The following is a 19,855-nucleotide window of genomic DNA, read 5'->3' on the forward strand; positions in this document are numbered from 1 at the left end:
CGTGGACGGCTGGGAGCGCGCTTTCGTCCTGCATGGGCGGCCGTACAGTGAAACCAGTCTGATGCTGGATCTGTTTACCGAAGGTCATGGGCGGGTGCGCTTGCTGGCGAAAGGCGCGCGCAGCCGCCGCTCCAATCTGAAGGGCTGTCTGCAGCCCTTTACCCCTCTGTTAGTGCGCTGGGGCGGCCGCGGCGAAGTGAAAACGCTGCGCAACGCCGAAGCGGTCTCTCTCGGTTTACCCCTCAGCGGCATGATGCTCTACAGCGGCCTGTATGTGAACGAACTGCTGGCGCGGGTGCTGGAGCAGGAAGCCAACTACTCGGTGCTGTTCTTCGACTATCTGCAATGCCTGCAGGCGCTGGCGGCGGAAGACAGTTCGCCGGAGCAGGCGCTGCGCCAGTTCGAGCTGGCCTTGTTGCATCACCTCGGCTACGGCCTCGATTTTCTGCACTGCGCCGGCAGCGGCCTGCCGGTGGATGACGCCATGACCTACCGTTACCGCGAAGAGAAAGGCTTTATCGCCAGCCTGGTGGTGGATCATTACAGCTTCACCGGCCGCGAACTGCGTGCGCTGGCGGAGCGTCAGTTTCCCGATGCCGACACGCTGCGCGCCGCCAAGCGTTTCACCCGCATGGCGCTGAAACCCTACCTCGGCGGCAAGCCGTTGAAGAGCCGCGAACTGTTCCGCCAGTTCGTGCGCAAACAGCCGAATACGCCGGTTGACGACGCCTGACCTTTTCCCCTTTTGCCGTCCTGCGCCCGCGTGTACACTGCTGGCACTGAAAATCGTATTTAGAGGTTGTCATGGCTGATTTGCTGCTGGGCGTCAATATCGATCACATCGCCACGTTACGTAACGCGCGCGGAACCCAATACCCGGATCCGGTTCAGGCGGCATTCATTGCCGAACAGGCGGGGGCCGACGGCATTACCGTGCATCTGCGCGAAGACCGCCGTCACATCACTGACCGCGACGTGCGCCTGCTGCGCCAGACCATCCAGACGCGCATGAATCTGGAGATGGCGGTGACCGACGAGATGCTGGACATCGCCGTTGAGCTGAAGCCGCATTTCTGCTGCCTGGTGCCGGAAAAACGCGAAGAAGTGACCACCGAAGGCGGCCTGGACGTCGCTGGCCAGCTGGACAAAATGAGCGTGGCGGTCGAGCGCCTGGCGCAGGCGGGCATTCTGGTTTCGCTGTTCATCGATCCCGATCATCGCCAGATTGACGCGGCGGTGGCGGTGGGCGCTCCTTATATCGAAATCCACACCGGCGCCTACGCCGAAGCGCAGGGCGAGCTGGCGGTACAGGCCGAGCTGCACCGCATCGCGGTGGCTGCCGCCTACGCGGCCGAGAAGGGACTGAAGGTCAATGCCGGCCACGGTCTGACTTACCACAACGTGCAGCCGATCGCCGCGCTGCCGGAAATGCACGAGCTGAATATCGGCCATGCGATTATCGGCCAGGCGGTCATGTGCGGGCTGCCGGCCGCGGTTGCCGATATGAAAGTGCTGATGCGGGAAGCGCGCCGGTAATGGCGGTGCTCGGGCTGGGTACCGACATCGTTGAGATGGCGCGTATCGAAGCGGTAGTGGAGCGCAGCGGCGACCGTCTGGCGCGCCGGGTGCTGAGCGATGCCGAGTGGGCGCTGTATCAGCAGCACCAGCAGCCGATCCGCTTTTTGGCCAAGCGTTTCGCCGTGAAAGAGGCCGCTGCCAAGGCGTTCGGCACCGGCATCCGCAACGGCCTGGCGTTCAACCAGTTCGAAGTGTTCAACGATGCGTTGGGCAAGCCGAATATTCGTTTGCACGGCCGCGCCGCCGAGCTGGCGGGGGAGATGGGGGTCGCCGCGATCCACGTTTCGCTGGCCGACGAACGGCGCTATGCCTGCGCGACGGTGATCGTCGAAAGCTGAAAAGAGAAAGGGCGCCCTGTGGCGCCCTTGTCAGTTCTGCGGCGGGCTAAAGGCGATCGGCGTGGTGCAACACCACGAATTTGTCCCACAGCTGCTCGTTGGTCTCGCGATGCAGCGGATCGGTAATGATGGTGTTGTCGATCGGGCAGACCTGCTGGCAGGTCGGCGTATCGTAATGGCCAACGCACTCGGTGCAGCGATCGGTATCGATCTGGTAGATGTCATCACCCATCGAAATCGCCTGGTTCGGGCATTCCGGCTCGCACATGTCGCAGTTGATGCATTTCTTGGTAATCAGCAGTGCCATCTTCAGTTATTTTTCCATCGGTGTGCTCGGGCTGGCGCGCAATCTATCATAGAATCACCGCACAACGGGCGTTTTTTCGTCATCTTACCGCTTAGGGTAACTCAGGCGGGTCGTCAGCCAACTGATCGAAATCAACCATTCTCTGCCCGTCAAACACCCAGCGCTTGCCTGCATCCACCATATGCAGGGTGGGCATCACTTCCGGATAGGCGATTCGTATTCCCGCTTCTTGAACAAACAGCCCGATAAAATCGAAAGCGCTCAAGGGGGCATCAATAACCTGATGTTGCCGATCACGATCGGTCAGCACCAGTAACGGCACCTGGTAATTCTGCCGGGTATCGCCGCTGTGGCGCAAAGAACGCCCGCCGCCGATATCCTTATGGGAAAGGCCGTGATCGGAGAAATAGAACAGTTTAAACGGCGCACCGTTCTGTTTCAGACTTTGATAAACCTGTTCGATGAAACGGTCGGTCTTGCGATAGGTGGAGAGGTAGCAGGCCAGTTCCTGATTCGGCGACTCGATGCTTGGTGGTTCATCATTAAGCCGCTCGCAAAAGTCGGCGTGTGAGCCCATCAGATGCAGCACATACAGGTTGCCTTGCCCCTGGCGCCGCAATAATTGGTCAAATATCGGCAGCAGCGCATCATCATTGGTGTTGCGCGATTGGTAGTCGCCTTTCTTCAGGAAATAATGGCTATCGCTGAACATCGCGATTTTTGACACCGGCGTATCGAATTGTCCGAACATGCCCTGATTGGACAGCCAATGGGTGTTGAGGCCGGCGGCTTTTGCCAGGGTGATGATATTATCTCCGATGGCAATGTTGTGGCCGTTGCTTAAAGCCAGCGTGCGAGGGAGCGATTCGAAGGTATTTGGCGCGGTGGAAATATAATTGCTGTAAAACCGTCCTTTGGCATTATCCAGAAACGGCGTAGTGGATACCGGATAATCAAATAAGGACATATGATCCCTGCGCATACTTTCGCCGACGATAATGACATAGTTTTCGTCCGTTGCCGCGCCTGCGGTTACTGACCAGGTATTCGGCGCTGAAGCACCGGCACTTAATTCATCAACCTGCTGTTGGTATTGATGGTAAGCCGAGTAAATGGATAAAAAGAAGTCAGGCAGTTTAAGGTTCGCCACGCCGCCATTGAAGGCTCTGGCGATAATGATAATCGCCAGCAGGGCTAGCAAGGGAAGTATTGTTTGTTTTGAAATGGCTTGCCGCCAAATAAATAGGCCGAGAATGGCCAGCATAACCAGAATGGCGGCAGGCAGCAGATAACAACGGGCAGGCAGGGTCTGCAAGAACTCCGTCGCTTCTATCAGGTTGGTTTGCAACAGGGCTGACATCACGGTAGCGGAAGGGGTGCCGTAAATAGCCCCGACCGGCGCATACAGCGCACACAGCAGAATAAACGGAATAATCAGGCCGTATCGAGTAATCGAATGAATAGATAATAATAGTAAAATAAGTGCAATAAAAAGAATATCAATGCCTTTTCCACCGCTGTATCCCATGGCTTTGATTAATATCAATGCCGTAACGATATAAAACAAACTGGCACGAAGAAGAGGATGAGCGACGGAATGCCGTAACTTATCTAAAATTACTGAGTGTGTATTCATAATGATATCGCCAAATAATGCTGTCCATGCAAGCTCAACTATCGTTCGATAATTGATTAAATAACCGCCCGCACATTATTTTTCGAATGCAGAGAAGGGAAATAATTGAACTGGCGGCTTTTTATCGGCCGCCATTATACGCCTCAAACCAATTTTTTCATTAATTGTTCGCTGTGCCTGATACGGTCACGCGCATGATCAAGATCGTGCTGGATCAGCGCCATAAACAGCAGATCGGTCAGAGCGAACTGGGCGGTGCTGGAAGAGATGGCCGCGCTGCGGGTATGGGGCTCTTCGGCGATGGTATACAGGCAGTGATCGGCTCGCTGCTGCAGGCCATTGGGTGAGAAGCTCGTCAGCGCCAGCACCCTGGCGCCGGCCTGGCGCGCCTCTTCCGCCGCCAGATTGATTTCACGCCGTTCGCCGCTGAATGAGATCGCCACCAGCAGATCGCGTTTATCCAGCGCCTGCACCGCCGCTAGCTGGACGTGCATATCCGCTTCGGCTACCGCCATTACGCCGATTTTCAGCAGCTTGAAGGAAAAATCCTTGGCTACCAGCCCGGAAGCGCCGATGCCGATCAGCATCACCCGGCGTGCCTGGCGCAGCATGTCCAACGCCTGGTGCAGCCGCTCTTCGCTGTTGATGTCGAGCGTCGCGCGCAGCGCCGCCTGCTTTTCCGCCAGCAGCTTTTCACCGACGATTTTCAGCGTATCGCTGCTGAGGATGTGGTTGTGAACGGTCACCACCGGTTCGGCCTGCGGTTGGGCCAGCGTTTCGCTCAGCGCCAGCTTCAGCGCCGGAAAGCCTTTATAGCCCAGCTTTTGGGCGAACTTCACCACGCTCGATTGGCTGATGCCGGCCAGCTGGGCCAGCTTTTGCGAGCTGAGATGGCGCGCCTGCTCGGCGTTATTCAGCAGAAAGTCCGCCAGCTTGCGGTCGTTTTGCGCCAGTGTCGGATACATCTGGCGAATGCGCAGAAGGGTACTCATTGTTCTTTCCCTGGAAACCAGCGGCCATTTTGCCATGCAGAGGGCGAAAACGCGCGGTGAAAATTTTTGTGAGCTCACCGTTAAAATAGCAAATAGCGCTCGCTTTGTTGAATAAAATATTCAAATATTGATTTAATTTTGTGAATTAAAAATTCAAAGGTGAACAGATGAATTTAGGCGCACTGGTATCGGAAACCCGCAACCCGGCCACCATGGGGCTGGATGAGATGTCGACGCTGGACATGGTCCGCTGTTTTAACCAGGAGGATCGCAAGGTGCCGGAAGCGATCGAAAAGGTGCTGCCGGCGATCGCGCAGGCGGTTGACCTGGCGGCGGCGGCGCTAAAGGCTGGCGGACGGCTGATTTATTTGGGCGCCGGCACCAGCGGCCGGCTGGGCGTGCTGGATGCTTCCGAATGCCCGCCGACTTTCGGCGTGCCGCACGGTGTGGTGGTGGGGCTGATCGCCGGCGGACCGGGCGCGCTGCTCAAAGCGGTGGAAGGGGCGGAAGACGATGAAGCCCTGGGGGAAGCCGATCTCAGAGCGCTGAATCTGACCGCCGTCGATATGGTGGTGGGGCTGGCGGCCTCCGGGCGCACGCCTTATGTGATCGGCGCACTGCGCTATGCCCGCGGGCTGGGCTGCCCGACGGCGGCCATCTCCTGCAACCCGGACTCGCCTATCGCGCATGAAGCGCAGGTGGCGATCTCGCCGGTGGTGGGGCCGGAGGCCCTGACCGGCTCGACTCGCCTGAAATCCGGCACCGCGCAGAAACTGGTGCTCAACATGCTGTCGACCGGCGCGATGGTCAAGCTGGGTAAGGTCTATCAGAACCTGATGGTGGACGTGAAGGCCACCAACGTCAAACTGGTGGATCGCGCTTGCCGCATCGTGGTGGAAGCCACCGGCGCCGGACGCGCTCAGGCGGAGGCGGCGCTGACGCAGACCGGTTTTGAGGTCAAACCGGCGATCCTGATGATTCTGGCCGGTGTCAGCGCTGAAGAGGCGCAGCAGCGGCTGCAGCAGCACGACGGTTATCTGCGCGCGGCGTTGGCGCGTTAATTCACGGTGGGGGCGGCGATGGACAAGACAACGGCATTGGCGACACAGATCCTGGCGGGCGTGGGGGGCGAGGGTAATATCCTCAAACTGGAAAACTGCATGACGCGGGTGCGCGTCGAGGTCAGCGATGAGCAGCGCCTGGATCTGGCCACCCTCAGGCAGCTGCCGGGCGTGAAGGGCTATATCAAGCAGGGTGAACAGCATCAGTTTATCGTCGGCCCGGGCGCCGCCGCCAAGGTGGTGGACGCCATGCGCGGGCTGTTGAGCGGTGATGCGCAGCCCGTTGCCGCCGTCGGCGATGCCGCTCGTACAAAAGCGCAGGCCAAGCAAAAGTACGCGGCGCCGATGAGCGGTGCGCTGAAAAAGCTGGCCGATGTTTTTATTCCGCTGATCCCGGCGTTTATCGCCTCGGGGCTGATCACCGGCATCATCAACCTGCTGAAACGGCCCGACATCGCCGGCCAGCTGGCGGTGGACTATCCGAACGTGCTGGGGCTGCTGGCTATCTTCGGCAGCGCGGTGTTCGCCATCATGAACATTCTGGTCGGGGTTAACGCTGCGCGGGTGTTTGGCGGCTCGCAGGCGATGGGCGGCGTGATGGCCGGCATTCTTTCCAGTCCGGCGCTGGCGCAGATCACCTTGTTTGGCGAGGCGCTGCAGCCGGGGCGCGGCGGGGTGATCGCCGTATTGTTGGTGGTGGCGTTGATGTGCTGGGTAGAGAAGCGCCTGCGCACGCTGTTGCCGGAGTCGGTCGAACTGATCCTTAACCCATTGCTGACCACGCTGGTCACCGCCTCGTTGGCGATCCTGATTCTGCAGCCGATCGGCGGCATTATCTCCGACGCCATCGCCCACGGTGCCAATCTGGCGATCGACAAGGGCGGGCTGCTGGTGGGAGCGCTGCTCTCGGGGTTGTTCCTGCCGCTGGTGCTCTCCGGCCTGCATCAGGGGCTGGTGCCGATCCACGTCGAACTGGTGCAGGCGCACGGTTCCAACCCGCTGCTGCCGATTCTGGCGATGGCCGGCGTTGGCCAGGTGGGGGCGGCGCTGGCGGTACTGTTGAAAACCCGCAACGCGCGGCTGAAGAAGGTGATCAAAGGGGCGTTGCCGGTCGGCATTCTCGGCATCGGCGAGCCGCTGATCTTTGGGGTGACGCTGCCGCTGGGCCGGCCGTTTATCGGCGCCTGCCTCGGCGGCGCGGTCGGCGGCGCGCTGATCAGCTACTGGAAGGTGGCGACGGTCATCACCTTCGGCATTTCGGGGCTGCCTTTGGCGTTGACCATCGTCTCAGGTAAGGTGATGTTGTATCTGGCGGGGATGCTGATTACGATTATCGCTGGTTTTCTCTTCACCTGGATGATGGGGTTCGACGATCCCGAGGAGTAGCGTTTGAGCGACAAGCAGCAACAACCGGCCGCAGAAGGGCGCCGCGTGGTGTTTTTCGATCTGGACGGCACCCTGCATCAGGAGGATATGTTCGGCAGTTTCTTGCGCTTCCTGCTACGCCGCCTACCGCTGAACCTGCTGCTGGTGGTGCCGCTGCTGCTGCCGATCGGTCTGGCGCTGTTGCTGCTGGGGCGCGCTGCGCCCTGGCCGATGAGCCTGCTGCTGTGGGCGATCACTTTCGGGCGTTCCGAAGCGACGCTGAAGGCGCTGGAGCGGCAGTTTATCGAGGCCTTTCGCCAGAAGGTCACCGCGTTTCCGGTGGTGCAAATGCGGCTGCGGCAGTATCTGGAGGAGCACGATGCCGAAGTGTGGCTGATTACCGGCTCGCCGGAACGGCTGGTGGAGCAGGTGTATCGCGATTCGGCGTTTCTGCCGCGGGTGCGGTTGATCGGCAGCCGCATCACGCGCCGCTGCGGCGGTTGGGTCTTGACCCTGCGTTGCCTGGGGGAGCAGAAAGTGGTGCAGCTGGAGCAGCGGCTCGGTGCGCCGCTGAAGCTGTACAGTGGTTACAGCGACAGCAAGCAGGATAATCCGCTGCTGTTCTTTTGCGAGCACCGCTGGCGGGTAAGCAAACAGGGTGAGCTGCAGCAGCTGGAATAAACCAAGGGCGGAGGATTCCGCCCTTTGTTGTTGTTATCGGTACTGCGATCAGTCATCGCTCACGTCGTGTGGCTTGCGCCCCAGCTGCCAAATCTTCTCCGCATAATGTCCCAACGCCCACAGGCTCAGCCCGAGCAGCGCGAAGAAAATCGTCTTCGGCATGCTGTCCCAGAAAAATTCGAACAGGCGGGTATACAGGTTAATGCCGAGGAAGGTCAGCCCGAAACCGCGCAGCATGGCGTCGTCATGTTTCAACCCCAGCCAGATGGCGGCGAGGGAGGCCAGCCCGAACAGCAGGCTCCAGTGGAACAGCTCGATCTGGCGTGCGCTGTACCAGCTGTCGAGATCGCCGTAGTTGCCGAAGATAGACAGCAGCCACAGGGCGATGAACAGGTACAGCAGCCCCATCGCCAGCGACACTCGCTGCAGACCGCGCTGCGCCAACAGCGGCCGCAGCAGCAGCGCGGCGGCGATCAGTACCGCGCCAAAGGCGATAAAGCGAATCGGGTAGCTCATGCCGAGCCAGTAGGCGCCCCAGCCGGACAGGTAGCCGGTCTCGGCGCCGAAGGCGTTGCCGAGCGACAGCAGGGCGAACCACCACACCAGTCCGGAGCGGCTGAACCAGCCGATCGCGCCGTACAGCAGCGCGGCGAACAGCAGCAGCACGGAAACCCGCCCGCTGCCGTTATCCAGCCAGACCCCCAGTTGCCATAAGGCGCAGGCGGTGAGCAACACCGCGACAAACAGCGCCGCCTCGTTGCCGTAGCGTTTCTCCGGATGCCGCCGGCGGCGACGCAGCGCCCAGACGTAGGCCAGCGCCGCCAGTACGCCGGCGATCGCCATGCGTACCGGCGCGTCGAAGCGGAACAGCTCGCTGAGCCATGCCAGCAGTTCGCTGTCGGCGAACAGGCTGGTGACGGCGATCAGCAGCGAGGCCAGCGCGGCCAGAAACGCATAGCGCGCCAGCCGGCGCCAGTCGAAAGGTTGCACATCCATATGCTGCAGCAGTTGCTGTTGTTGCTCGGGCGTTAAGGCGCCTTCGCCGACCCAGCCGTCCAGCGCCTTGCGCACCACGACGGCGTTCTTTTTACTGAGTTTCATGTTTCTTGTCCCTGAATCACCTGCTGATTCGGCCAGTATAGCCATTGTCGCGCGGTTACGACAAAGTGGGGCTAGTGTGTATAATGCCCGCCGCAAAAGCGCACGAGGAATTATGCGATGACTGAATATAACGATGAATACTGGATGCGTCAGGCATTGCGGTTGGCCCTGCGCGCGCAGGAAGAGGGCGAGGTGCCGGTGGGTGCGCTGCTGGTGCTGGACAATCAGGTCATCGGCGAGGGCTGGAACCGGCCGATCGGCCGCCACGACCCTACCGCACACGCCGAGATCATGGCGCTGCGCCAGGGCGGCGCGGTGCTGCAAAATTATCGCCTGCTGAACGCCACGCTGTACGTTACGCTGGAGCCCTGTGTGATGTGCGCCGGCGCGATGGTGCACAGCCGCATCCGTCGGCTGGTGTATGGCGCCGCCGACGAGAAAACCGGCGCTGCCGGTTCGCTGGTGGACATTCTGCGCCATCCGGGCATGAACCATCAGGTGGAGATCGTCTCGGGCGTGCTGGCGGACGAATGCGCCGCCACCCTGAGCAATTTCTTCCGCCTGCGCCGCGAACAGAAAAAAGCGCTCAGGCTGGCGCAACGGGCGGCGGATAAACCGGAATAATCAGTAGTTGAGCGCCAGTTCCGGCATCACCGTCGGATAGCCTTTCCCCAACGCCTCCTGCTCGGCGGCCGCCTGCGCCGCCTTTCTCTCTTTTTCCTGCAGATAGCCCACCAGGCTGACCTGGTAGCGGCGGATGTTTTCTACATAGTTGTAGGCTTCACGCCCGCGCGCATAGCCATAGGTCAGCTGCGGATAGTAGCGCTTTTGGCTGAGCATCGGCAGGCGCTGCTTGACGTCGACCCAGCTGTCCGGGTTGCCTTTTTGCGTCTTGGTCAGCTTGCGCGCGTCCAGCATATGGCCCCAACCCATGTTGTAGGCCGCCAGCGAGAACCAGATGCGTTCGTCTTCCGGCACGCTGTCCGGCACCTTGGCCATCAGCCGCTGCAGGTAAAGGGCGCCGCCCTGAATGCTCTCTTCCGGATCGAGGCGGTCATTGACCCCCAGGCCGTCGGCGGTGGCGCGGGTCAGCATCATCAGGCCGCGCACGCCGGTGGGAGAGGTGGCCTGCGGATTCCAGTGCGATTCCTGATAGGCGATGGCCGCCAGCAGCTTCCAGTCGATCTCGTTGGCGTGCTTCTCGAACAGCGGGCGGAAGTTGGGCAGCACCGAGTCGATGGCCGACAGGAAGGTTTTGGTGTCCACATAGTCGAAGCTGCCGACGTGGCCGAGGTATTTCTCTTCCAGCCGTGCCAGGGTGCCGTCGTCCACCATCTGACTGTAGAAATCCAGCATCGCCGCGTACAGGCTGTCGTCGCCGTCGCGTTTGAGGTACCAGGTGACCGGTTCTTCGTCGGTGACGTCGAACGCCACCGCCAGCTGCGGATGGATGCGCTGCAGCAGCGCGATGGTCACCGAATCACCGAGGGTGTAATCCAGCTTGCCGTCGGCAACCCGTTCCAGCAGCTCTTTGGAGGTGAGATCGCTGGAGGACTCCCAGGCGAGGTCCGGGTATTTATCCTGCTTGAGCTGCTTTAGCGTGCTGACGTGCGCGGAACCGGAGGCGACCGCCAGCTTGCCTTTAATGTCAGCGAAGCTTTTCGGCCGCGCGGTGCCCAGCCGGTACACCAGCTGTTGGGAAACGGAATAGTAGGCCGGGCCGGTGCGCGCGCGGCTGAGGCGCTCCTGGTTGTAGATCAGGCCCGCCGCCAGCAGGTCGGCGTCATCGTCGTCCAGATCGTCGAACAGGTCATTGATGTTCTGATGGGGGATCACCACCAGCTTCACCCCGAGGTAGTTGGCGAAGCGCTTGGCCAGTTCGTAGTCGAGCCCACCCGGCCCTTGCTTGGTGTTGAAATAGGTCAGCGGTGAATTCAGCGTGCTGATACGCAACTCGCCGCGGGAAATGATCTCCTGGAGTTGCCCGCCCTGGCCGCTGCGCCAGGTGATGTTGGGCCACAGCGCGAGAGCCAGAAGCAGGGTGACAACGCCGATGAGGATGTAGTTTATTTTAAGACGTTTCAAATAGTTATCCAATGGTGGCACAGGTACACCGGCGACGGCAACCACGACTTTTCTCATGGTTAAATCACCAGTGCGGGGGCATTTTGCGCAACAAAACGCCAGTGTGCAACTTTATTGACACGTTATGACAATTCGACGGTGCGGCACGCTTTTATCAATAATCCCTACGCAAACGGTTTCGTCGGCGCGGAGGATTCTCTATAATGACGCGCGTTTTCCCCTGTTGCGCCCAATGAAGCGTCTTATCCGTCGCTTCGAAGACGAGAGAACTTTGATTATGGAAATTCTGCGTGGTTCGCCCGCTTTATCGGCTTTTCGCATTACCAAACTGCTGTCCCGCTGTCAGGACGCCCACCTGCCCGTCAGTGATATCTACGCCGAGTACGTCCACTTTGCCGATGTCAGCGCACCGTTAAGTGCCGAAGAACACGCCAAACTTCAGCGTCTGCTCAAGTACGGTCCTTCTCTCGCCGAACACGCCCCTGAAGGCCGGCTGCTGCTGGTTACGCCGCGTCCGGGCACCATTTCACCCTGGTCTTCCAAAGCCACCGACATCGCCCACAACTGCGGTCTGCAACAGGTGCTGCGGCTGGAGCGCGGTCTGGCGTTCTACGTCAAGGCGCCTGAACTGACGGAAGCCCAGTGGCGGCAGCTCGCTGCGTTGCTGCACGATCGCATGATGGAAACCGTCTTCAGCGAGCTGCAACAGGCCGAACAGCTGTTCGCGCACCATCAGCCGGCGCCGTATCAGTCGGTCGACGTGCTGGGCGCAGGGCGCGCCGCGCTGGAGCAGGCCAACGTCCGGCTCGGCCTGGCGCTGGCGCAGGATGAGATCGACTACCTGCTGAATGCCTTTACCGGTTTGGGGCGCAACCCGACGGATATCGAACTTTATATGTTCGCGCAGGCCAACTCCGAGCACTGCCGCCACAAGATTTTCAACGCCGACTGGATCATCGACGGCGAACAGCAGCCCAAGTCGCTGTTCAAAATGATCAAGAATACCTACGAGCAGACGCCGGACTACGTGCTGTCGGCGTATAAAGACAACGCCGCCGTGATGGAAGGCTCGCAGGTCGGCCGCTTCTTCGCCGCGCCGGAGAACGGCACGTACGATTATCATCAGGAAGAAGCGCACATCCTGATGAAAGTGGAAACCCACAACCACCCGACGGCGATCTCGCCGTGGCCGGGCGCCGCGACCGGCTCCGGCGGCGAGATCCGCGACGAGGGCGCTACCGGCCGGGGCGCCAAGCCGAAGGCCGGTCTGGTGGGCTTCTCGGTGTCCAACCTGCGCATTCCCGGCTTTGAACAGCCGTGGGAGCAAGATTTCGGCAAGCCGGAACGCATCGTCACCGCGCTGGATATCATGACCGAAGGCCCGCTGGGCGGCGCGGCGTTCAACAACGAATTCGGCCGGCCGGCGCTGCTGGGCTACTTCCGTACCTATGAAGAGCGCGTCAACAGCCACAACGGCGTTGAGCTGCGCGGCTACCACAAACCGATCATGCTGGCGGGCGGCATCGGCAACATCCGCGCCGATCACGTGCAGAAAGGGGAAATCACCGTCGGCGCCAAGCTGGTGGTGCTGGGCGGCCCGGCGATGAATATCGGCCTGGGCGGCGGCGCGGCGTCCTCGATGGCGTCCGGCCAGTCCGACGCCGATCTGGATTTCGCTTCGGTGCAGCGCGACAACCCAGAAATGGAACGCCGCTGTCAGGAAGTGATCGACCGCTGCTGGCAGCTGGGCGACCAGAACCCGATCCTGTTCATTCATGACGTCGGCGCCGGCGGCCTGTCCAACGCCATGCCGGAGCTGGTGAGCGACGGCGGCCGCGGCGGCCGTTTCGAACTGCGCGATATCCTCAACGACGAGCCGGGCATGAGCCCGCTGGAAGTGTGGTGCAACGAATCGCAGGAACGTTACGTGATGGCGATCGCCCCGGCGCAGATGGCGCAGTTCGACGAGATCTGCCGCCGCGAACGCGCGCCTTACGCGGTGATCGGCGAAGCGACCGAAGAGCAGCACCTGACGCTGAACGATAGCCACTTCGACAATCAACCGATCGACATGCCGCTGGACGTGCTGCTCGGCAAGACGCCGAAGATGACCCGCGACGTCACGCGCCTGCAGGCGCGTGGCCAGGCGATACAGCGCGAAAACATCACCCTGGCCGATGCGGTGAAACGCGTGCTGCATCTGCCGGCCGTTGCGGAGAAGACCTTCCTGATCACCATCGGCGACCGCACCGTCACCGGCATGGTGGCGCGTGATCAGATGGTCGGCCCGTGGCAGATCCCGGTGGCCGACTGCGCGGTCACCACCGCCAGCCTGGACAGCTACTACGGCGAAGCGATGTCGATCGGCGAACGCGCGCCGGTGGCGCTGCTGGACTTCGCCGCCTCCGGTCGCCTGGCGGTCGGGGAAGCGCTGACCAACCTGGCTGCCACCGAGATCGGTAGCCTGAAGCGCGTGAAGCTGTCCGCCAACTGGATGGCCGCCGCTGGCCACCCGGGCGAAGACGCCGGCCTGTACGAAGCGGTGAAAGCGGTGGGCGAAGAGCTGTGCCCGGCGCTGGGCATCACCATTCCGGTGGGCAAAGACTCCATGTCGATGAAAACCCGTTGGCAGGAAGGCAACGAACAGCGTGAAATGACCTCGCCGCTGTCGCTGGTCATCACCGCTTTCGCCCGCGTGGAAGACGTGCGCGGCACCGTGACGCCACAGCTGCGCACCGATAAGGGCGACAACGCGCTGCTGCTGATCGACTTGGGCAACGGCCATAACGCGCTGGGCGCCACCGCGCTGGCGCAGGTTTATCGCCAACTGGGCGACAAACCGGCCGACGTGCGCGACGTCGCGCAGCTGGCGGGCTTCTTCAACGCCATGCAGCAGTTGGTGGCCGATCGCGCGCTGCTGGCTTATCACGACCGCGCCGACGGCGGCCTGCTGGTGACGCTGGCGGAGATGGCCTTCGCCGGCCACTGCGGCGTGGAAGTTAACCTGGACGGCCTCGGCGACGATGCGTTGGCGGTGCTGTTCAACGAAGAACTGGGCGCGGTGATTCAGGTGAGCGCCGAACGTCTTGACGACGTGAAGCAGGCGTTCGCTCAACACGGTTTGACCGACAACGTGCATCACATCGGCAGCGCGCAGGCCGGCGATCGTTTCGTCATTCAGCAACACGGCAAGGCGCTGTACAGCGAAAGCCGCAATACCCTGCGCACCTGGTGGGCGGAAACCACTTGGCAGATGCAGCGCCTGCGCGACAACCCGGCGTGCGCCGATCAGGAACATCAGGCCAAGCAGGATGAACAAGATCCCGGCCTGAGCGTGAAACTGACCTTCGCACCAGAGGAAGACATCGCGGCGCCGTATATCGCCAAGGGCGCTCGCCCGAAAGTGGCGGTGCTGCGCGAGCAGGGGGTGAACTCCCACGTTGAGATGGCGGCGGCGTTCCACCGTGCCGGCTTTGACGCGGTGGACGTGCACATGAGCGATCTGCTGGCGGGGCGCCGCGATCTGCAGGACTTCCACACGCTGGTGGCCTGCGGCGGCTTCTCTTACGGCGACGTACTGGGCGCCGGCGAAGGCTGGGCGAAGTCTATCCTGTTCAACGAGCGGGTGCGCGACGAGTTCGAAGCGTTCTTCCACCGTCCGCAGACGCTGGCGCTGGGCGTATGCAACGGCTGCCAGATGATGTCTAACCTGCGCGAGCTGATCCCGGGCGCCGAACACTGGCCGCGCTTTGTGCGCAACCTGTCGGATCGCTTCGAGGCGCGCTTCAGCCTGGTGGAGGTGGCGGCCAGCCCGTCGCTGTTCCTGCAGGGCATGACCGGTTCTCGTATGCCGATCGCCGTTTCCCACGGTGAAGGGCATGTTGAAGTGCGCGATACGGCGCATCTGGCGGCGCTGGAAAGCCATGGCCTGGTGGCGCTGCGGTTCGTCAACAACGCCGGTCAGGTAACGGAGGCTTACCCGGCCAACCCGAACGGTTCGCCGAACGGCATTACCGCCGTGACCAGCGCCAGCGGGCGCGCTACGGTGATGATGCCGCACCCGGAACGCGTGTTCCGCACGGTCAGCAACTCCTGGCACCCGGAAGAGTGGGGCGAGGACAGCCCGTGGATGCGCATGTTCCGCAATGCCCGTAAGCAGCTGGGCTAAAAACGACCACCACCGTACAGAGGGCGCAAGCAATTGCGCCCTTTTTTATGGCCGCTGTTCACCGCCGGGCGGCAGTGTCTGCATTTTGCGACAAGGGCTATTTTTCCTGTCGCTAAATGGAGACATTTAACTGGTTGATTTTATTAATGCTAATTGGGTTTGGCTTTAGTTGTCTGCGTTTGGCGACAGCGCGGCGTTTTTTTCATCGCCCATCGGTGCCTGATGAGTGAGAATATTTGCTGGTGTAAATTTATTTTTAATTAAAATCAGTGCGTTATGATTTTTATTGCAAAGTTGGCATGCAACGTGCATTATTCTCAGCGGTTGCTCATTCAACTTTTTATGACGGCGCCGTAATTAGACGGCAAATCACCTCATAAGCCTCCGAATGATGCCAAAGAAATGGTGCCTATCGTCCAACCAAACCGATAACAGACCGTGCAAGCGGCTTTATCAAGCATCGGGCGACACGTGGAGTGAGGCACCGCCTGTATCCAACTGTGATGAAGGGTTCATCAATCCTGGATACTTACGGATGCTATTCGTCCTGTTCGATGCCAGCCGCTGCGCTACATCACCCTGGGGACGAGACTCAAGGGCATCCACACTTTCCTTGCGGCGGGGCAAACTTCTTGCCCCGGCGTCAATTCTCAACGCTGCGTTTATCCCTGTTTCGTCGCCTATGCCCGCGAACACAGACGTTGTCCAAACAGTATCGCTTTTATTCCCGTTTATCGTATTGCTGCCGCGTGTCGTCGGTGCGCTGCGCTTGTGCGCACGCTTCACCGATCCCGCGGCTTTTTCCTTGCGCGTTCAGGATTCTCCCTTGCCGGGCTTTTCTCTTTCCGGCGAGTCAGTTAGCATCGTGACAGAGCTGAGAGAATGAGATGATTTCGTTGAAAAAATGGCGTTTATTCCCCCGTTCGCTGCGGCAGCTGGTGTTGCTGGCGTTCCTGTTGGTGCTGCTACCGCTGTTGGTGTTGGCTTATCAGGCTTATCAAAGCCTGGATCACCTCAGCGCACAGGCGGCGGACATCAACCGCACCACGCTGGTGGACGCGCGGCGCAGCGAGGCGATGACCAGCGTGGCGCTGGAGATGGAGCGCAGCTATCGTCAGTACTGCGTGCTGGTCGATCCTACGCTGCAGAAGCTGTATCAGAACCAGCGCAAACAGTATTCGCAGATGCTGGACGCCCACGCGCCGATCCTGCCGGACGAACGTTATTACCAAACGCTGCGTCAGTTGCTGACCCAGCTGGCGGCGATCAAATGCCATAACAGCGGGCCGGACCAAGAGGCCTCGGCCCTGCTCGAGTCGTTCTCGCGATCCAATGCCGAAATGGTGCAGGCCACGCGCGCGGTGGTGTTTTCACGCGGCCAGCAGCTGCAGCAGGCCATCGCCGAGCGCGGTCAGTTCTTCGGCTGGCAGGCGCTGCTGCTGTTCCTGGTCAGCGTGCTGCTGGTGGTGCTGTTCACCCGCATGATCATCGGGCCGGTCAAGGCCGTGGAGCGGATGATCAACCGTCTGGGGGAAGGGCGCGCGCTGGGCAGCACCGCGTCGTTCAAAGGGCCGCGCGAGCTGCGTTCGCTGGCGCAGCGCATCATCTGGCTGAGCGAACGGTTGGCGTGGCTGGAGTCGCAGCGCCACGAGTTCTTGCGCCATATCTCGCACGAGTTGAAAACGCCGCTGGCCAGCATGCGTGAAGGCACCGAACTGCTGGCCGACGAAGTGGCGGGGCCGCTGACCTCCGATCAAAAAGAGGTGGTGGCGATCCTCGACAACAGCAGCCGTCATCTGCAACAGCTGATTGAACAACTGCTGGATTACAACCGCAAACTGGCCGACGGCCCGGCGGAACACGAGAACGTCGAGCTGCGCGACATGGTCGATCTGGTGGTCGCCGCGCACAGTTTGCCGGCACGGGCGAAAATGATCGCCACCGATATCGATCTGAAGGCGGAAATCTGCTGGGCAGAGCCTACGCTATTAATGCGCGTGCTGGATAATCTCTACTCCAATGCGGTGCACTACGGCAAGGAATCCGGTAACATTTGGATCCACAGCCGTCAGGTTGGACAACGGGTGCAAATCGACGTCGCCAATACCGGCACGCCGATCCCCGAGGCTGAAAGAGCCATGATTTTCGAGCCTTTTTTCCAGGGTAGTCACCAGCGAAAAGGGGCGGTAAAAGGAAGCGGACTGGGGTTGAGCATCGCTCAGGACTGTATCCGTCGCATGCGCGGTGAGCTGCAACTGGCGACGGTCGCCGGTGCAGACGTCTGCTTCCGCATTGAACTGCCGTTAACCGCCGAGAATGAATAAATAATGTACACATGGTCTAAACGCCTTCGTCTTTCACAGACCGAACGTTCACCGCGTGCCACGCACAGAGCGCCGCTCGGCAAACGCCCGATCAGCTGGTTGGGCGCCGTTTTCTTTATGCCGCTGTTGCTGGCGGGCTGTGTCGATCGCGCCGTCAGCGGCGGCCTGAATCCTCAGCAGCAAGAGGCGATCCCGGATACCAAGGTGATCGATTACCGTACTGCGGCCTGCGATACCCTGTGGCAATTGGACGATAAGGACGCGTTGGATAACTCGCTCTACTGGCTGCGCGCGATGGATTGCGCCGATCGCATCGGCTCGACTCAGGCGCGCGCGCTGGCGAAAACGGTGCCTGGCGACAGCTGGTCCGGCGTTTTCAAGCAGAGCATCCTGCTGGGAAGCGCACAGCCGACCTCCGGTGAACGCCGCCAGATAATCGATCGGATCAATAGCTACCGCATGGAATTCCCCGGTTCGCTGCGTCCGCTGACGCAGCTGTGGCGCCAGCAGCAAATGCTGCAGATCACGCTGTTCGATGAAAAAGCGCGCTATCAGCATCTGCAGGAAAGCAGTGACAGCCAGATCGATTCGCTGCGTCAGAACCAGGCGCGCTTGCAAGCGCAGCTGCAGGACACCTCGCGTAAGCTGGAAAACCTGACCGACATCGAGCGCCAGCTCTCGTCACGCAAGCAGCTGCAAGGCGAAATCCCGGAAAATGGTGCAGGCTCGCAAAAGGGCGAGGCCACCGGTAAAAATGGCGCGGCCGCCAAAGGCGCCGAGTCGCAGGACGAACCGGAAAAGGGCACCGCGCTGCCGGTTGAACCGGAAGACACCTATACGCCGCACCCCGCCAATAAGGAGTCCCACGCGCAATGACCGCACGCAAACCGGCCAACCTGTTATTGGTTGACGACGATCCCAGCCTGCTGAAGCTGTTGGGCATGCGCCTGACCAGCGAAGGTTTTCACGTCACCACCGCCGAAAGCGGCCAGGAAGCGCTGCGCCTGTTGGCGCGCGAGCAGATCGATCTGGTGATCAGCGATCTGCGCATGGACGAGATGGATGGCATGGCGCTGTTCGCTGAGATCCAGAAACATCAGCCGGGCATGCCGGTGATCATACTCACCGCGCACGGCTCGATTCCCGATGCGGTGGCCGCGACTCAGCAGGGGGTGTTCAGCTTCCTCACCAAGCCGGTGGATCGCGATGCGCTGTACAAGGCTATCGATGAAGCGCTGTCGCTGTCGGCACCAGCCGGTGACGACGCCTGGCGCGAAGACATCGTCACCCGCAGCCCGTTGATGCTGCGCCTGCTGGAGCAGGTGAATATGGTGGCGCAGTCCGACGTCAGCGTACTGATCAACGGCCAGAGCGGCACCGGCAAAGAGGTGTTGGCGCAGGCGATCCACCGCGCCAGCCCGCGCGCCGGTAAGGCATTCATCGCCATCAACTGCGGCGCGTTGCCGGAGCAGCTGCTGGAATCCGAACTGTTCGGCCACGCCAAGGGCGCCTTCACCGGCGCGGTCAGCAGCCGTGAAGGGCTGTTCCAGGCGGCGGCGGGCGGCACGCTGTTCCTCGACGAGATCGGCGATATGCCGCTGTCGCTGCAGGTGAAGCTGCTGCGCGTGCTGCAGGAGCGCAAGGTGCGGCCGCTGGGCAGCAACCGCGATCTGGACATCGACGTGCGCATCATCTCCGCCACCCACCGCGATCTGCAAAAGGCGATGGCGAAGAACGAGTTCCGCGAAGACCTTTACTACCGCCTCAACGTGGTGAACCTGAAGATCCCGGCGCTCAACGAGCGGGCCGAAGACATTCCGCTGCTGGCCAACCACCTGTTGCGCGAAGCGGCTCAGCGGCACAAGCCGTTCGTGCGCAGTTTCTCGACCGACGCCATGAAACGGCTGATGACCGCCAGCTGGCCGGGCAATGTGCGTCAACTGGTCAACGTTATCGAACAGTGCGTGGCGCTGACCTCGGCGCCGGTGATCAGTGAAGCGCTGGTGGAACAGGCGCTGGAAGGGGAAAACACCGCGCTGCCGACCTTTGCCGAAGCGCGCAATCAGTTCGAGTTGCACTATCTGCGCAAGCTGCTGCAGATCACCAAGGGCAACGTGACACAGGCCGCGCGCATGGCGGGCCGCAACCGCACCGAGTTTTACAAATTGCTGTCGCGCCACGAGCTGGACGCCAACGATTTTAAAGAATGACAGTGTTCC

The 19,855-nt window shown here is 61.0% G+C and carries 16 protein-coding genes; 11 read left to right on the forward strand and 5 right to left on the reverse strand.

Annotated features, from left to right (window positions below; all coding sequences use genetic code 11):
- Window position 1: 1 nt before the first annotated feature.
- The 3 genes from recO to acpS all read left to right on the forward strand — a co-directional run bounded on the left by recO (window position 2) and on the right by acpS (window position 1,916).
- Window positions 2-733, forward strand: coding sequence for a DNA repair protein RecO (gene recO, locus GKN89_RS18295; RefSeq protein WP_019452317.1), 732 nt, complete (start codon window positions 2-4; stop codon window positions 731-733).
- Window positions 734-804: 71 nt separating this feature from the next.
- Window positions 805-1,536, forward strand: coding sequence for a pyridoxine 5'-phosphate synthase (gene pdxJ, locus GKN89_RS18300; RefSeq protein WP_154747508.1), 732 nt, complete (start codon window positions 805-807; stop codon window positions 1,534-1,536).
- Window positions 1,536-1,916, forward strand: a complete 381-nt coding sequence (acpS, locus tag GKN89_RS18305; RefSeq protein ID WP_019452319.1) for a holo-ACP synthase — start codon at window positions 1,536-1,538, stop codon at window positions 1,914-1,916. Before pdxJ ends, acpS begins: the two co-directional genes overlap by 1 nt.
- Before the next feature lie 46 nt (window positions 1,917-1,962).
- Here acpS and GKN89_RS18310 read toward each other — a convergent pair whose 3' ends face one another.
- The 3 genes from GKN89_RS18310 to GKN89_RS18320 form a co-directional block, all read right to left on the reverse strand.
- Window positions 1,963-2,223, reverse strand: coding sequence for a YfhL family 4Fe-4S dicluster ferredoxin (locus tag GKN89_RS18310; protein WP_063919906.1), 261 nt, complete (start codon window positions 2,221-2,223; stop codon window positions 1,963-1,965).
- 91 nt (window positions 2,224-2,314) lie between these two features.
- Window positions 2,315-3,859, reverse strand: coding sequence for a phosphoethanolamine transferase (locus tag GKN89_RS18315; RefSeq protein WP_195934021.1), 1,545 nt, complete (start codon window positions 3,857-3,859; stop codon window positions 2,315-2,317).
- 143 nt (window positions 3,860-4,002) lie between these two features.
- On the reverse strand, window positions 4,003-4,851 hold the full coding sequence (locus GKN89_RS18320) for a MurR/RpiR family transcriptional regulator (RefSeq protein ID WP_063919905.1): 849 nt from the start codon (window positions 4,849-4,851) through the stop codon (window positions 4,003-4,005).
- Between the two features lie 167 nt (window positions 4,852-5,018).
- Between GKN89_RS18320 and murQ the strand changes: the two genes are divergently transcribed.
- From murQ to yfhb, 3 genes are read left to right on the forward strand one after another with little or no spacing between them, the layout of a single operon-like run.
- Window positions 5,019-5,912: an N-acetylmuramic acid 6-phosphate etherase gene (gene murQ, locus GKN89_RS18325; protein ID WP_154747509.1), complete on the forward strand. Its 894-nt coding sequence runs from the start codon at window positions 5,019-5,021 to the stop codon at window positions 5,910-5,912.
- A gap of 18 nt (window positions 5,913-5,930) precedes the next feature.
- A complete protein-coding gene (locus GKN89_RS18330) occupies window positions 5,931-7,298 on the forward strand; it encodes a PTS transporter subunit EIIC (protein ID WP_063919903.1) in 1,368 nt (455 codons plus the stop codon).
- Between the two features lie 3 nt (window positions 7,299-7,301).
- Complete coding sequence (yfhb, locus tag GKN89_RS18335) at window positions 7,302-7,958, forward strand: phosphatidylglycerophosphatase C (RefSeq protein ID WP_154747510.1); 657 nt, start codon at window positions 7,302-7,304, stop codon at window positions 7,956-7,958.
- Window positions 7,959-8,006: 48 nt separating this feature from the next.
- On the opposite strand, the gene GKN89_RS18340 is transcribed toward yfhb, so the two are convergent.
- Window positions 8,007-9,059, reverse strand: coding sequence for a DUF2157 domain-containing protein (locus tag GKN89_RS18340; protein ID WP_019452325.1), 1,053 nt, complete (start codon window positions 9,057-9,059; stop codon window positions 8,007-8,009).
- 117 nt (window positions 9,060-9,176) lie between these two features.
- On the opposite strand from GKN89_RS18340, the gene tadA reads away from it, so the two are divergent.
- A complete protein-coding gene (gene tadA / locus GKN89_RS18345; RefSeq protein WP_019452326.1) occupies window positions 9,177-9,683 on the forward strand; it encodes a tRNA adenosine(34) deaminase TadA in 507 nt (168 codons plus the stop codon).
- On the opposite strand, the gene mltF is transcribed toward tadA, so the two are convergent.
- The gene (mltF, locus tag GKN89_RS18350) at window positions 9,684-11,144 is read right to left on the reverse strand and encodes a membrane-bound lytic murein transglycosylase MltF (RefSeq protein WP_019452327.1); all 1,461 of its coding nucleotides are present in this window, start codon (window positions 11,142-11,144) and stop codon (window positions 9,684-9,686) included. It lies immediately after the preceding gene.
- A 277-nt stretch (window positions 11,145-11,421) separates the two neighbouring features.
- On the opposite strand from mltF, the gene purL reads away from it, so the two are divergent.
- From purL to glrR, 4 genes are all read left to right on the forward strand, one after another.
- Window positions 11,422-15,312, forward strand: a complete 3,891-nt coding sequence (purL, locus tag GKN89_RS18355; RefSeq protein ID WP_154747511.1) for a phosphoribosylformylglycinamidine synthase — start codon at window positions 11,422-11,424, stop codon at window positions 15,310-15,312.
- 887 nt (window positions 15,313-16,199) lie between these two features.
- Entirely contained in the window at window positions 16,200-17,636 is a 1,437-nt protein-coding gene (locus GKN89_RS18360) for a HAMP domain-containing sensor histidine kinase (RefSeq protein WP_154747512.1), read from the forward strand.
- Between the two features lie 3 nt (window positions 17,637-17,639).
- Window positions 17,640-18,512 carry a two-component system QseEF-associated lipoprotein QseG gene (gene qseG, locus GKN89_RS18365; protein WP_019452330.1) on the forward strand — a complete coding sequence of 291 codons (873 nt, stop codon included), beginning with the start codon at window positions 17,640-17,642 and terminating at the stop codon, window positions 18,510-18,512.
- Window positions 18,509-19,846 carry a two-component system response regulator GlrR gene (glrR, locus tag GKN89_RS18370; RefSeq protein WP_019452331.1) on the forward strand — a complete coding sequence of 446 codons (1,338 nt, stop codon included), beginning with the start codon at window positions 18,509-18,511 and terminating at the stop codon, window positions 19,844-19,846. Before qseG ends, glrR begins: the two co-directional genes overlap by 4 nt.
- The last annotated feature ends 9 nt before the right edge of the window (window positions 19,847-19,855 follow it).

It is taken from the genome of Serratia sp. YC16, assembly GCF_009707615.1.
Taxonomy (GTDB): domain Bacteria; phylum Pseudomonadota; class Gammaproteobacteria; order Enterobacterales; family Enterobacteriaceae; genus Serratia; species Serratia surfactantfaciens.